At 68.8% G+C, this 12,851-nt stretch carries 11 protein-coding genes and 1 tRNA gene; 4 read left to right on the top strand and 8 right to left on the bottom strand.

Going from position 1 to position 12,851, the window contains the following annotated elements; all coding sequences use genetic code 11:
* Positions 1-57: 57 nt before the first annotated feature.
* The 3 genes from AB0M45_RS12125 to AB0M45_RS12115 all read right to left on the bottom strand — a co-directional run bounded on the left by AB0M45_RS12125 (position 58) and on the right by AB0M45_RS12115 (position 1,232).
* Positions 58-148 (bottom strand) — tRNA-Ser (locus tag AB0M45_RS12125).
* 66 nt (positions 149-214) lie between these two features.
* Positions 215-649 carry a nucleoside deaminase gene (locus AB0M45_RS12120; protein ID WP_364326795.1) on the bottom strand — a complete coding sequence of 145 codons (435 nt, stop codon included), beginning with the start codon at positions 647-649 and terminating at the stop codon, positions 215-217.
* Positions 650-692: 43 nt separating this feature from the next.
* Entirely contained in the window at positions 693-1,232 is a 540-nt protein-coding gene (locus AB0M45_RS12115) for a tRNA adenosine deaminase-associated protein (RefSeq protein ID WP_364326430.1), read from the bottom strand.
* Positions 1,233-1,290: 58 nt separating this feature from the next.
* On the opposite strand from AB0M45_RS12115, the gene AB0M45_RS12110 reads away from it, so the two are divergent.
* A complete protein-coding gene (locus tag AB0M45_RS12110; protein ID WP_364326427.1) occupies positions 1,291-2,241 on the top strand; it encodes a prephenate dehydrogenase in 951 nt (316 codons plus the stop codon).
* A gap of 198 nt (positions 2,242-2,439) precedes the next feature.
* Here AB0M45_RS12110 and AB0M45_RS12105 read toward each other — a convergent pair whose 3' ends face one another.
* Genes AB0M45_RS12105 through AB0M45_RS12095 form a run of 3 tightly spaced genes read right to left on the bottom strand, consistent with a single transcriptional unit; the run spans position 2,440 to position 6,800 of the window.
* Entirely contained in the window at positions 2,440-3,054 is a 615-nt protein-coding gene (locus AB0M45_RS12105; protein ID WP_364326424.1) for a putative glycolipid-binding domain-containing protein, read from the bottom strand.
* A gap of 45 nt (positions 3,055-3,099) precedes the next feature.
* Complete coding sequence (locus AB0M45_RS12100; RefSeq protein WP_364326421.1) at positions 3,100-4,986, bottom strand: ABC transporter ATP-binding protein; 1,887 nt, start codon at positions 4,984-4,986, stop codon at positions 3,100-3,102.
* A 2-nt stretch (positions 4,987-4,988) separates the two neighbouring features.
* Positions 4,989-6,800, bottom strand: a complete 1,812-nt coding sequence (locus AB0M45_RS12095) for an ABC transporter ATP-binding protein (protein ID WP_364326418.1) — start codon at positions 6,798-6,800, stop codon at positions 4,989-4,991.
* 245 nt (positions 6,801-7,045) lie between these two features.
* Here AB0M45_RS12095 and AB0M45_RS12090 point away from each other — a divergent pair, with 245 nt between their 5' ends.
* The gene (locus AB0M45_RS12090; protein ID WP_364326416.1) at positions 7,046-7,324 is read left to right on the top strand and encodes an antibiotic biosynthesis monooxygenase family protein; all 279 of its coding nucleotides are present in this window, start codon (positions 7,046-7,048) and stop codon (positions 7,322-7,324) included.
* Between the two features lie 314 nt (positions 7,325-7,638).
* On the opposite strand, the gene fadD32 is transcribed toward AB0M45_RS12090, so the two are convergent.
* On the bottom strand, positions 7,639-9,564 hold the full coding sequence (fadD32, locus tag AB0M45_RS12085) for a long-chain-fatty-acid--AMP ligase FadD32 (protein WP_364326792.1): 1,926 nt from the start codon (positions 9,562-9,564) through the stop codon (positions 7,639-7,641).
* Between the two features lie 110 nt (positions 9,565-9,674).
* Positions 9,675-10,925 carry a KasA/KasB family beta-ketoacyl-ACP synthase gene (locus AB0M45_RS12080; protein WP_364326413.1) on the bottom strand — a complete coding sequence of 417 codons (1,251 nt, stop codon included), beginning with the start codon at positions 10,923-10,925 and terminating at the stop codon, positions 9,675-9,677.
* A 328-nt stretch (positions 10,926-11,253) separates the two neighbouring features.
* On the opposite strand from AB0M45_RS12080, the gene dcm reads away from it, so the two are divergent.
* On the top strand, positions 11,254-12,387 hold the full coding sequence (gene dcm / locus AB0M45_RS12075; RefSeq protein ID WP_364326789.1) for a DNA (cytosine-5-)-methyltransferase: 1,134 nt from the start codon (positions 11,254-11,256) through the stop codon (positions 12,385-12,387).
* Complete coding sequence (locus AB0M45_RS12070) at positions 12,384-12,815, top strand: very short patch repair endonuclease (protein WP_364326410.1); 432 nt, start codon at positions 12,384-12,386, stop codon at positions 12,813-12,815. The genes dcm and AB0M45_RS12070 overlap by 4 nt, the downstream gene beginning before the upstream one ends.
* Positions 12,816-12,851 lie beyond the last annotated feature (36 nt).

Raw genomic sequence — 12,851 nt, 5'->3', positions numbered from 1 at the left:
GGCTGGTTGTCCAGCGGAGCAAAAAGCCCCTCACCTGTGCGAACAGATGAGGGGCTGTGGCGGTGGCGGAGGGATTTGAACCCTCGGAGGGGGGTTACCCCTCACACGCTTTCGAGGCGTGCTCCTTAGGCCGCTCGGACACGCCACCGCCGACAACCATACCGGACCGTCGCCGGATCGCTAAATCGCCAGGTGACCTGCGATGACACCGTACTCAGCGCTGGGCGCGGAAGAACTCGTCGAGCAACGCAGCGCACTCGGCTTCGAGCACGCCCCCGCGCACCTCCGGTCGATGATTGAGCCGACGGTCCCGGACCACGTCCCACAGCGAGCCGACGGCGCCGGTCTTCGGCTCCCACGCGCCGAAGACCAACCGGCCGACCCGGGCGAGCACCAGCGCGCCCGCGCACATGGTGCACGGTTCCAGCGTGACAGCGAGGGTGGCACCCTCCAGCCGCCACCCGTCGCCGTGGACTGCGGCCGCGCGGCGCAGCGCCAGGATCTCCGCATGCGCGGTCGGGTCACCGAGCGCTTCCCTGGCATTCGCCGCGCGGGCGAGTTCCCTTCCAGAGGAATCGAAGACGACCGCGCCGACAGGTACGTCACGCTCCCCTGCGGTCGCCGCGGCGTCGAGGGCGACGCGCACCATGTCGGTGTCCGAGGGAAACGGGTCGTCCGGCAGAACTCCCACGTCAGCGCGGCAGCTTGTCCAGCACCGCGGAGAGTTCGTCGGCGAAGCCGAGCCGCTGGGCGATCATGCCGAGTTGCTCGTCCGGGTAGAGGTCGGTCTCGGCGAGGATGACACTCAGCACCGGTTCGGGCAGGCCGAGATCGGCGAGCACGCCGAGGTCGCCCTCTTCCCACGGCTCGACGTCGTCGAGCTCATCCGGGTCGATATCGGGGATGTCGACGTTCAACGCCTCCAGAACGTCGGCGGCGATGTCGTAATCGATCGCGGCCGTCGCGTCCGACACCAGCATCCGGGTGCCGCTCGGCGCGGGCCGTAGCACGATGAAGAACTCGTCGTCGATGTCGAGCAGGCCGAATACCGCCCCGGAGCTGCGCAAAGCCTTGAGTTCGTTTTCCGCGGCGGACAAATCGGTGAGCGCGTCCCGGCTCAGCGGGCTGCATCGCCATTTGCCTTCTTCGCGGACAACCGCCACTGCGAACCCTTCCACGTCGTCGTAATCTTCCGACGCCGCCCTGTTCGTGCCCGAGCGCTGTGCTGCCATGGCCGCAACGGTAGTCTGCTCGAGCTGAAATGTTGAAGTCGTATGCCAATCTGTTCCGGTGACTTCGGCGAAGAAAGCACCCGTATGCGTCCTCGGGACGGGCCTGATCGGTGGGTCGTTGCTACGCGCGGCTGCCGCCGCGGGCTATGACGGGTGGGGATACAACCGCTCCGCGGCTGGTGCGCAGGCTGCGCGCGCCGACGGATTCGATGTCACCGAAGACCTGACCACCACGCTGCAACGCGCCGCGGAAACGGATGCGCTGATCGTGGTCGCGGTGCCCATGCCCGCCGTGGAGCACATGCTCTCCGCGATCGCCACCTTCGCGCCGGGCTGCGCGCTCACCGACGTGGTGAGCGTGAAGGCGCCGGTCGCGGCGGCCGTGCACGCGCACGGTCTGGGCGACCGGTACGTCGGCGGTCATCCGATGGCGGGCACCGCCGAATCCGGATGGGCAGCCACCGATCCGGGACTCTTCCGCGACGCGGTGTGGGCGGTCGGCGTGGACGAGGGAACGCACGCAGAACCGTGGAGCCGCGTGGTGCGGCTCGCCCTGGATTGCGGCGCGGTGGTGGTGCCGGTCGTGGCCGCGGAGCACGATCGCGCTGTGGCGCGCATCTCTCATCTTCCGCATGTACTCGCCGAGGCGTTGGCTACGGCTGGCGCCGCGGGCGGCGAGCTCGCGCTGGGCCTTGCGGCCGGATCGTTCCGCGATGGAACGCGGGTCGCCGGCACCGCGCCCGATCTGGTGCGCGCGATCTGTGAACCGAATTCCACCGCGCTGCTGGAAGTTCTGGACGAAACGCTCCGAGTACTCGGCTCGGCGCGCGACAGCCTGCGCGCGGAGCAATCACTCGCGGGCTTGGTCGAAGCGGGGCACGACGCGCGACAACGCTACGAATCGGCGCGGCGCTGGGAGATCACCGATGTCCGACCCGGTGCCCCCAACTGGCTGGAGGACTTGCGGGCGGCTGGTAAGCGCGGCGGCGTCCTTTCCCGACTCGGCTGAAAAGGCGCGGTCACATGCGCTTACCCAGCCAGGCGAACACAAATGGCTGGAGGGCACGTGTTCGGCCGGAAACGCCGCGGCGTGCTCACGCGGCTGAATGGTGCGGTGGACCTCGTCAGGACGGGTACAACGGCCGGAGAACTCGCGTGTGGCCATGCAGCGCCGCGGCGTCTCACCCGACTCGGCTGAACGGCGTGGTCAGATGCGCTCGGCCAGGCCCGGGTAGTCCAGCAAGAAGCCGTCGGCGTCGACCGTGACGGTCGCGCTGGACACCGGGGAGAGCACGCTGATGCCGTCGGCTGCGCTGCTGTAGATCAGCGTGGCCTCCTGGACGAGCAGATCGGGCAGACGGACGTAGACCACCGGGACCTGTACGTCCTCGACCGCGTGCTGGAGGTCGTAGCGGCGAATCGGCAGGGTGTTGAAGAACGGGCTGAGCACCACGTCCACGTCGAGCGCGCCGGCGAAGGTGGAGCGGACGTGGTTGCCACCCGCGTCGATGAGCCAGTAGTTCTCCTCGTCGCGGGCGATCGAGGCGTGCCGCTCGCCAGCGGCCGTCGTGGTACGCAGCGAGAGCCGCTTCGTCGCACCGTTCTCGTCGGTGACCAGGTCATATGACGCGCTGAACGCGGGATGTTCCGCGCACGCGCCGCCGATCATGCGCCCGGCGGCGCGGATGCGGTTGCCGTTGAGCGTCACCCGCACTGACTCCATCCGCGACGCGTCGTGCGCACGCCAGGTGAGGATCGCCGGCCACCGGGATTCCGGCGGGCTCTCGGCGGGGCTCTCGGGGTCGGAGGCTTGGGTTGTCACGTATCTACCGTAAGCGACATTCAGCCCGCACCCGCATACCTAGCATCACACCAGCGACTCCCGCCACGCCGCGTGCAGGCCGGCGAACCGGCCGGTACCCGCGATCAGGGCGTCCGGCGCGCCATCCTCGACGATCCGGCCCGATTCGAGGACCAGCACCCGATCCGCGATCGCCACCGTGGACAGGCGGTGCGCGATGATCACCGCGGTGCGCCCGCGCAGCACGGTCTCCAGCGCCCGCTGCACCAGCCGCTCGCTGGGGATGTCCAGGCTCGAGGTGGCCTCGTCCAGCACGATCACGGCGGGATCGGCCAGGAACACCCGCGCGAACGCGACCAGCTGCCGCTGCCCCGCCGAGAGCCTGCCGCCGCGTTTGCGCACGTCGGCGGCGAAGCCCTCGGGTAGCTCCCGCACGAAGTCGTACAGACCGACCGACCGCGCCGCGGCGAACACCTCCGCGTCGGTGGCCTCGGGTCTGCCGAGCCGGATGTTGTCGGCCACCGAACCGGAGAACAGGTAGGACTCCTGGGTGACCATCACCACGTGGCGCCGCAGATCGGCGTCGGACAGGTCGCGCAGGTCGACACGGTCCAGGGTGACCGTGCCGCCGGACGGGTCGTAGAACCGCGTCAGCAGCTTGGCCAGCGTCGACTTGCCCGCACCGGTCGCGCCCACCAGCGCGATCACCTGCCCGGCCGGGATGTCCAGGGTGAACTCGGGCAGCACCGGTCGCGAATCCGCGCTGGACCCCGCGCCGTACCCGAACCACACCTGATCCATCCGCACCGCGCCCGAAGCCTTTTCCAGCGCCACCGGCTTCGCGGGCTCCGGCACCGAGGGTTCCTCCTCCAGCACGCCCGAGATCTTCTCCAGCGCCGCCGCGGCGGACTGGTAGGCGTTGAACACCTGGGCGAGTTCGTCCAGTGGACCGTAGAACTCGTTGAGATACAGCAGGTAGGCCGCGAGCACACCGACCGCGAGGTCGCCCTCGATCACCCGCCACGCGCCGACCACGATGATGATCACCGTGGTCAGGTTGCCGAGCAGTTTGGTCAGTCCGGCGTAGTCGCCCATGCCGCGCATGGCCGCGGTGGTCGCCTCGCGGAATTCGGCGTCCTCGATCGCGAGCACCGACTCGTTGCGCTGCTCGCGGCGAAACGCCTGCACCGCTCGCATGCCGCCCATCGACTCGACGAACTGCACCACCACCTTCGCGATCGCGCCGCGGGTGCGGCGGTAGCCCGCCCGCTGCCTGCGCTGCGCCCATCGGGTGACCAGCACCAGCGGGACGAAACCGGCCAGCACGATCGCGGCGAGGACCTGGTCCAGGTAGATCAGCAACGCCGCGATGGTCAGCACCGACAGAATCGCGCTCAGCGCCTGGTTGAGCGCGCTCTCCAGCAGATCTTGCAGAGTCTCGATATCGCCGGTGAGCCGGGCGACCACCTTGCCCGAGGTGTACTTCTCATGGAAGGCGACGCTGAGGCGCTGCATATGCGTGAACGAGCGCACCCGTAGGTCGAACAGCACGCTCTGGCTGAGCCTGCCGGACACCCGCAGGAAGGAGAAGGTGGTGAGCACGCCGACCAGCACCGACCCGAGGTATCCGGCCACGGACCAGGCGAGCGGCGCCCAATCGCCGGCGACGCCGCGCGCGATGCCGGTATCCAATCCGTGCGCGACGAACAACGGCGCCGACACCATGGCGATGTTGTCCACCACGATGAGCACCAGCGCGAGCGCGGCCAGCTTGCGATAGGGCCGGACCAGGTCGACCAGCAGCTGCCGGGACCGACCGGCCAGCACCAGGTTTCCGGTCCGGGTGACCTCCTTGTCCTCGCTCGCGATACCGCGCCAATCGGCCGCCTCGTCCTTGCGGCCCGAATCATTCTGCGCTGCTTCGTCTTTCGAAACGATCGTCTCGATACTCATTGCTACTCACCTCCCATCAGTTCTCGGTACCTCTTGCTGGTTCGCAGCAGCTGGTCGTGAGTGCCCTCGGCGACGATCCGGCCATCGGCGAGTACCGCCACCCGATCGGCCAGCGCCGCCGTGGACGGACGGTGCGCGACCAGCAGCGTCGTCGCGTCGGCCAGCACGGTGCGCAACCGCGCCTGCACCCGCTCCTCGGTCTCCACGTCCAGCGCGGACAGCGGGTCGTCGAGCACCATAATCCGGCTGCGCTTTCCGGCGCCCGCGCCGGCGAGCACCGCGCGGGCCAGCGCGAGCCGCTGACGCTGGCCGCCGGACAGACTCAGGCCTTGTTCGCCGATCCTGGTGTCCAAGCCCCACGGCAGGTTGTCCACGAATTCGGTTGCTTGCGCCACCTCCAGTGCGCGGCGCACATCGGCGTCGGTGGCGGACGGATCGCCCAGCGCGACGTTCTCCCGCACGCTCGCCGAGAACAGCACCGGGTCCTCGAACGCCACCGACACCAGCGAGCGCAGGTCGGCGACCCGCATCGTCGCGATGTCGATGCCGTCGATGGTGATCGCGCCACTGGTCACGTCGTACAGGCGCGGGATGAGGTTGAGCAGTGCCGTCTTACCGCTGCCTGTCACGCCGACCAGCGCCACCGTCTCACCGGGACGCACCTTCAGCGAAACATCCTCCAGCACTGCCTTTTCAGCGTCAGGGAAGACGAAACATACGCCCGTCAAACGCAATTCGCCTACGACGCGCTCCGGCAAATCCACCGGCCCGGCCGGGTCGGTGATATCGATAGGAGTGTCGATGATCTCCCAATACCGGTCGGCGGCGGTGCGGGCGTCGTTCAGTTCGGCGAGCAGGAAGCCGGTCCAGATGATCGGCCACTGCAGGAAAGTCGCCAGCGTGATACCCGCGACCAGGGTGCCGAGCGTCATCGTGCCGTGCGCCACCGCGTAGCCGCCGTAGCCGAGCGCGAACGCGATGGCCAGCTTCGGCAGGCTCACCATGCCCGACCACAGCGTCGCGTCCAATCGCACTTTCAGCATCTCGGTCTGCCGCAGCTCACGCGCCTGCGCGGTGAACCGGCGGCCGAAGAAGACACCGCGGCCGAACGCCTTCAGCACCCGCACCCCCTGCGCGGATTCCTCGGCCGTGGTGGCCAGGTCACCGGCCTGATCCTGGGAACGCCGCGAGGCCACCGAGTACCGGCGCTCGAAGCGAAGGCAGATGACCACCAACGGCATCGACACGATCGCGAAGATCAGGCCGATCTGCCAGCTCAGCGCGACCAGCGCGACGAGCCCTATCGGGATGATCACGGTGTGGATCAGCAGGAACGGCCCCGCGAAGGACACGAAACGCCGCATGGTGGACAGGTCATCCACCGCGCGCGACAACAGCTGACCCGACTCCCATGCGTCGTGCCTGCCGATCGACAGCGCCTGCAACTTGCGGAAGAGTTTGGCGCGCAAGGTGATTTCGAAGCGCGTGGCCGGCGCGGCGATCAGCCAGCGGCGTCCCCACACGCCGCCCGCCTCCACCAGCCCGAGCACCAAGACGAAGGCCACCGGACCGATGGCGCCCGCGAGATCGCGATGTGCCACCGGGCCGTCGATGATTCGCGCGATCATCAGCGGAATCACGATGGCAGTCAGGCTCGCGAGCGTCGCGAGACCGCTCGCGGCGAGCAGCATCCCGACATGCGGACGCAGGTACGGCCAGAACCGCCGCAGCGAATGCCCACGGCCCGCGACTGCGGACCGCTCCCGTCTGTCGGCCTCCAGTTCGGCCGATGAAATGTCCAGTGCGACAGACAAAACTCCCCCTCGAGGTATGTGACTGGCGGCGTGGAACGGGCCCCTCGGTGATGTTCGCATCGAGGTCCGACATTTCAGGGTCGCATCGGAGCGTTCGTCGACCAACCGATTTTCCGGCCGTTCCCCTGCCTGCGGCCGCGCATCCGCGCCGGACGACGTGGTCGCGGGGGGATCGTGACTCATGCACCGAGCCAACTACCTCGAGTTACCTCGAGGTCAAGGCGCGGGGACCTAGACTCGGTAGCGTGCTGATCGTCGCCGGATACCTGCGCGTCACCGATCGCGACCGCTACCTCGACAACTGCCGCGAGGTGGTGCGGCTGGCCCGCGCCACCGAAGGATGCCTGGACTTCGATCTCGGCGCGGATCTGATCGAGCCCGACCGAGTCAACGTCTACGAGCGCTGGGCGACCCGCGCCGCGATGGAGCACTTCCGCGGCACAGGTCACTCGAGCGACCTCTCCGCCCAGATCGTGGGCGCCGACGTCCGGGAATTCGAGTACCACACCGAACTCCGGATCTAGCGCCTCCGCTCGGCCCGGCGCGAGCTGATGACGACTCCGCTCGTCAGCGCCGTTTCTGCAGCTGCGTCAGCTCTCGCTCGGCGCGGCGCAAGCTGATGACGACTCCGCCCAACTGCGGCCATCCTCTGGCTGCCTCAGCTCTCGCTCGGCGCGGCGCGAGCTGATGACGACTCCGCCCAACTGCGCCCATTCTCCGGCTGCCTCAGTCGTCAGAGCGGCCCCGCCCAAGCTGACGACGGACTCCGTCCGGCCGCGCTTTACTGCGGCCGCCTCGGCCCGGCTCAGACCACGGACGGACGCCCGCCAGCCCGCCTTTATACGACGACCACGGATTCGGACTCCCACTCCCGCGGCGCGTCCGGGAACGACTGTTGCTGATGGCCGCCACGCAGCGTGCCCTCCAGATAGGCGGCCCGGCAGGCCCGCCGGGCGATCTTGCCGCTGGACGTCCGCGGAATCGAACCCGCGGGCACCAGCAGCACATCGCGCACCGTGACGCCGTGACGCCGCGCGATCGCGGCACGCACGGTGTCGGCGACCGGCTCGGGTTCCAGTTTGCCGGCGCCGGTATTGCGTTCGGCGACGATCACCAGCTGCTCGGAGGTGTCCTCGGCGTCGAACGTCAGTCCGGAGTGACTGTCCTGCTCGAAGACCAGCGCGGGCAGTTCGTTGGCCGGAACCGAGAACGCCGCCACGAAGCCGGGACGCAACGCCTGGCTCGATTCCTGGGCGGAGAACTCCAGATCCTGCGGGTAGTGGTTACGTCCGTCCACGATGACCAGATCCTTGACCCGGCCGGTGATATACAGCTCGCCGTCGAGATAGGCGCCGAAATCGCCGGTGCGCATCCAGTTGGCGTCCTGCGGCGTTCCCTCCGCATGACTGCCCTCCGGCAGCCGCGCCGCCAGCTTGGCGCGGAAGACGGACTCGGTCTCCTCGGGACGGCTCCAGTATCCGATGCCCATGTTCTCGCCGTGCAACCAGATCTCGCCGACCTCACCGTCACCGCGCTCGGTGCCGTGCTCCGGATCGACGATCACCGCCCACTGCGACAGCGCGACATAACCGCAGGACACCTGGGCGATGGCGTTGTCGGCATCCGGCGCCACTTCGACCATCCGCCCGGCGCTCAGCTCGGCGCGGTCGACGTAGACCACCTTCGCCTTGTCCTCGGCCTTGGTCGCCGACACGAACAGCGTCGCCTCGGCCATGCCGTAGCACGGTTTGATCGCCGTCTCCGGCAGTCCGTACGGCGCGAACGCCTCGTTGAACTTCTTCATCGATGACGCCGAGACGGGCTCGCTGCCGTTGATCAACCCGATCACATTGGACAGGTCCAATTCCTCGCCCGGCTTCGGCTTGCCGCGCGCCGCCGCGTGCTCGAACGCGAAATTGGGTGCGGCGGCGAAAGTTCCGGCGCCATCGGAAGCGGCGGCCAGTTCCTTGATCCAGCGATAGGGGCGGCGCACGAACGCGCTCGGCGACATGATCGTGATGAACCCGCCACCGACGGTCGGCAGGATCACGCACAGCAGGCCCATGTCGTGGAACAGCGGCAACCAGGTGACCCCGCGCGAATGCTCGGTCACGCCGATGGCGTCGATCATCTGCAACAGGTTCGTGCCCACCGCCCGGTGGGTGATCTCCACGCCCGCGGGCGTCCGGGTCGACCCCGAGGTGTACTGCAGGTAGGCGACGCTGTCGATGTTGACATCCGGCCGCACCCAGGACGCGCCGACCCCGTCCGGGATCGCCTCCACCGCGATGATGCGCGGACGCTCCGGCGCCGGTAGATGACGAAAGAATTTCCGCACACCGCCCGCCGCGGAACCAACGGTGAGGATCGCGGCGGGCGTGCAGTCGCCGAGTACCGCGTGCAGCCGATCGGTGTGGCCCTGCTCCTCCGGATCGAACAGCGGGACCGCGATATTGCCCGCGTACACCGCGGCGAAAAGCGAAACGACGTAGTCCAGCCCTTGCGGAGCGAGAATCGCCACCCGGTCACCAGGCCGCGTCACCTGCTGCAACCGGGCCGCCACGGCGCGAAGTCGCACACCGAACTGGCGCCAGGTGAGTTCGAGGTATTCACCGTCGCGTTCGCGGGAGTAGTCGATGTAGCGGTAGGCGAGGTCGTCGCCGTTCTCCGCGCAGTGCTTGTCGACGAAGTCGATCAGGGTCTTGTCCCCCCTGATTTTGATATTGCCCTGATCGTCCAGATAGTCGTCGAAGGTTTCGTCGATCATCGCCTTATCCTTTTCCAACGCACAGGCACTCAGGCTGTGCAATGACACCGAACACAGGTCGATAACGAAGCGTCGGGAAGGCTAGCAGGTGTCCCGGCCACCCGCGGTCAGTATCGGCCGAAGGCGAGCGCGACGTTGTGCCCGCCGAAGCCGAAGGAGTTGTTCAGGGCGTAATCCATACGGCCGGGACGGGATTGGCCGCAGACGACATCCAGATCCACCTCCGGGTCCTGATTGTCCAGGTTCAGTGTGGGCGGCACGATAGCGTCACGCAGGCTCAGCACGGTGATCACCGATTCGAGCGCGCCGACCGCGCCGATGGAGTGGCCGAGGGCCGATTTCGGCGCGTAGACCGACGGGTGGTTGCCGATGGCCTTGTTGATCGCGCGCGCCTCCGCCGTGTCGCCCACCGGCGTGCCCGTCGCGTGCGCGTTGACGTGCGTGATGTCGTTTCTGGTCAGACCCGCCGTCTGCAGCGCCCGCGTCATCGCGCGGGCCGCGCCGGAGCCCTCGGGATCGGGCGCGACGAGATGGAAGCCGTCGGAGGTGAGGCCGGCGCCGAGCAGCCGGGCGTGGATGGCCGCGCCGCGCGCCTTGGCGTGCTCTTCGGTCTCCAGCACCATCATCGCGCCCGCCTCGCCGAAGACGAAGCCGTCGCGGTCGGCGTCGAACGGTCGCGACGCGCGCTTGGGTGCGTCGTTGCGGGTGCTCATGGCGCGCATCATCGTGAACGCCGCGACCGCGAGGGCCTGGATCGAGCCCTCCACCCCGCCCGCGACCACCATGTCGGCGTCACCCATGACGATCATTTTCCAGGCGTTCGCGATCGCCTCCGAGCCGGACGAGCAGGCCGACACCGTCGTCGCCGCACCGGCGCGCGCGCCGATCTCCAGCGCGGCGCACGCCGCCGCCCCGTTCGGCATCGCCGCCTGCACGGAGTACGGCGAGACCTTGCGGTAGCCACCGTTGTTCAGTTTGTCCCGCGCGTCGATGATCGCCTCGGCGCCGCCGAGACCGGTGCCGATGGACACGCCGAGACGGTTCTTGTCCACCTCCGGGGTCCCCGCGTTGCTCCAGACCTCACGAGCGAGCGCGACGGCCATCTGCTCCACGTAGCCCAGCCCGTGCGTCTCTCCGTTGCCGAGGCACATGGCGGGCGCGACCTTCAGGTGGCCGCCGATCCGCACCGGCAGCTCGAACTGGTCGACGAAGCCGTCTTCCAAGAGGTCGATGCCGCTGTCACCACTGAGCAGACCCTTCCACGTGGAGTCCACGTCACCGGCGATGGACGTCGTCGCCGCGAGACTGGTGACCACGACAGGGCGGAAATTTCCGTTCTTGGTGGAAGAAATCTGCATCTTCGCTCACTTTCCCTAGCGTCGCTCGAGGAAACGTCGTGGAGCAAAAGCACTGCGAGCCCACCACCAGGGCGGCCCGCACACATGGAACTGGAGCGCAGGCGGAACGACCGATCATCACGACATCGCGCGACCGGTCCTGTGATTATTGGAAAAAAGCGCACCAATAGCACTGTGTGACACGCGGACCGTACCAGGTGCCCTCGACGTTGGTCGCGTTGTTCGGCGATCGCCTCGGACGACTCGAGTAACCTGCTCCCGGGCACTGGACGCGCGGGCGGCGTCGGGTGTGGACGCGAGAAAGGGAAGGTCGTTGACGGGCGCGCGGATGGTCGGGCTGTTCGCCGGAATCGGCGGACTCGAGCTCGGTCTCGGCAGGCACGGCTGGCACACCGAACTGCTGTGCGAGATCGAGCCCGGCGCCCAGGGCGTGCTCGCGGCCCGCTTCCCCGATGTGCCGCTGCATTCCGACATCACCCGGCTGCGCGCCATTCCGGCGGGAACGGAGCTGGTCGCGGCGGGATTCCCGTGCCAGGACCTCTCCCAGGCCGGACGCACCGCAGGCATCACCGGCACCCGATCGGGTCTGGTCGACGAGGTGTTCCGGCTGGTGCGCCGCAAACGCGGCCCGCGCTGGCTGCTGATCGAGAACGTACCGTTCATGCTGCAACTCGGCCGAGGCGCCGCGATGCGGCACATCACCGGCGCGCTCGACGAGCTCGGTTACACCTGGGCGTACCGGGTGGTGGACGCGCGGGCGTTCGGATTGCCGCAACGGCGGCAACGAGTGCTGATGCTGGCCTCGCGCACCGAAGACCCGCGCCGGGTGCTGTTCGGCGAGGACGCCGGTCCGCGCACGGTCGGCGATCCCGCGCTCGATCCGTGCGGCTTCTACTGGACCGAAGGGGTGCGCGGGCTGGGCTGGGCGGTGAACGCGGTGCCAACGCTGAAGGGTGGCTCGGCGCTGGGCATCGCGAGCCCGCCCGCGGTGCGGCTGCCGTCCGGCGAGATCGTGACGCCCGGCATCGCCGACGCCGAACGCCTGCAAGGTTTCGACCCGGGCTGGACCGCACCCGCGACCGACGTGCCCGGCGTGCGGAAGGGCCATCGCTGGAAGCTGGTCGGCAACGCGGTGAGCGTGCGGATGGCGGCCTGGGTCGGGGCGCGGCTGGCCGCGCCGCTGGACCCCGTCCCCGGCGATCAGCGGCTCGCGCCGGGTGCACCGTGGCCGGTGGCCGCATGGGGGCGCGCCGGCGCGGGCTACCGGGTGCCCGTGTCCACCTGGCCCGTGCACCAGCCCTACGAGGACCTCACCCACTTCCTCACCGACGCGCAATTGCTCTCCGCCCGCGCCACCGCTGGATTCCTCCGGCGAACCAGCATGGGCAGCCTGCGTTTTCCACCCGGCTTCCTCGCCGACGTGGAAAGCCATCTCGACCGGATGGGCGGCTGGGCGGCATGACGCGGCGACCCGGCACGGACGCGGCCACCAGCGCGCGGATGGCGCGCCAGCGGCGCACCGGGACCGATCCGGAAGTCGCGCTTCGCCGGGAGCTGCACCGGCGCGGGCTGCGCTATTTCGTCGACCGAGCACCGATCCGCGGGCAGCGCCGCCGAGCCGATCTGGTCTTCCCGCGCCGACGGGTCGCGGTCTACGTGGACGGCTGCTTCTGGCACCGCTGCCCACAACACGCCACCGACCCGAAGAACAACGCCGAATGGTGGGCCGCGAAGCTGGCCGGAAACGTGGCAAGGGACCGCGCCACCGACGCGGCGTTGATCGCGGAGGGCTGGCAGGTCATCCGAGTGTGGGAGCACGAGGACGCGGTGAGCGCGGCCGACCGCGTCCAGCAGGCGCTGGCGTCAGCGGCGCCGCACCCGCACGAGTGAGCGTGGAGCGTGTGCGGCCAGATAGCCGGACACCAC

This window comes from Nocardia sp. NPDC051787 (assembly GCF_040681325.1).
Taxonomy (GTDB): domain Bacteria; phylum Actinomycetota; class Actinomycetes; order Mycobacteriales; family Mycobacteriaceae; genus Nocardia.
Note: the sequence above shows the minus strand (reverse complement) of the source record. Positions and strands in the feature narration are given on the sequence as shown.